Source organism: Pantoea sp. EABMAA-21 (genome assembly GCF_030053335.1).
Classification (GTDB): domain Bacteria; phylum Pseudomonadota; class Gammaproteobacteria; order Enterobacterales; family Enterobacteriaceae; genus Pantoea; species Pantoea communis.
Map to the genome: position 1 here is coordinate 1 of NZ_JASGBX010000044.1, position 854 is coordinate 854.

Sequence of the window (854 nt, forward strand, 5' to 3'; positions counted from 1 at the left end):
TCGTGCAGGCCGAGTTTTTTCTCCAGATAGTGGATGTTGGTGCCACCCTGCTGGAAATGTTCGTCGGACATGATTTTCATCTGCAGCTCGACGTTGGTCTTGATGCCGTCGATGATCAGTTCCGCCAGCGCATTTTTCATGCGCGCGATGGCCACTTCACGGGTGTCACCGTAGGTGATCAGCTTGCCGATCATGGAATCGTAGTACGGCGGCACGCTGTAGCCGGCATAGATGTGCGATTCCCAGCGCACGCCAAAACCGCCTGGCGCGTGGAAACGGGTGATCTTGCCCGGGCTCGGCAGGAAGGTATTTGGATCCTCGGCGTTGATACGGCACTCTACCGCATGACCGCGAACAATCACGTCTTCCTGTTTGATCGACAGCGGCTGACCGGCAGCAATACGCAGCTGCTCTTTGATCAGATCCACGCCGGTGATCATCTCGGTCACCGGATGCTCCACCTGAATACGGGTGTTCATCTCGATAAAGTAGAACTCACCGTTTTCGTACAGGAACTCGAAGGTACCCGCACCGCGGTAGCCGATATCGATACAGGCTTTGGCACAGCGCTCGCCGATAAAGCAACGCAGTTCCGGCGTGATGCCCGGCGCTGGTGCTTCTTCGACCACTTTCTGGTGACGACGCTGCATTGAGCAGTCACGTTCCGCCAGATAGATGGCGTTGCCCTGGCCGTCGGCCATCACCTGAATCTCGATGTGACGCGGGTTCTCGAGGAATTTCTCCATGTAGACCATGTCGTTGTTGAAAGCCGCTTTGGCTTCCGCTTTCGTCATGCCGATGGATTGTTCCAGATCTTTTTCACTGCGCACCACGCGCATACCACGGCCGCCGCC

1 protein-coding gene is annotated in these 854 nt (G+C 56.7%); it reads right to left on the minus strand.

Annotated features, from left to right (window positions below; genetic code table 11):
• Positions 1–854: ATP-binding protein (locus QMZ65_RS25150; RefSeq protein WP_502921549.1), on the minus strand; the 854-nt coding region annotated here is incomplete at both ends.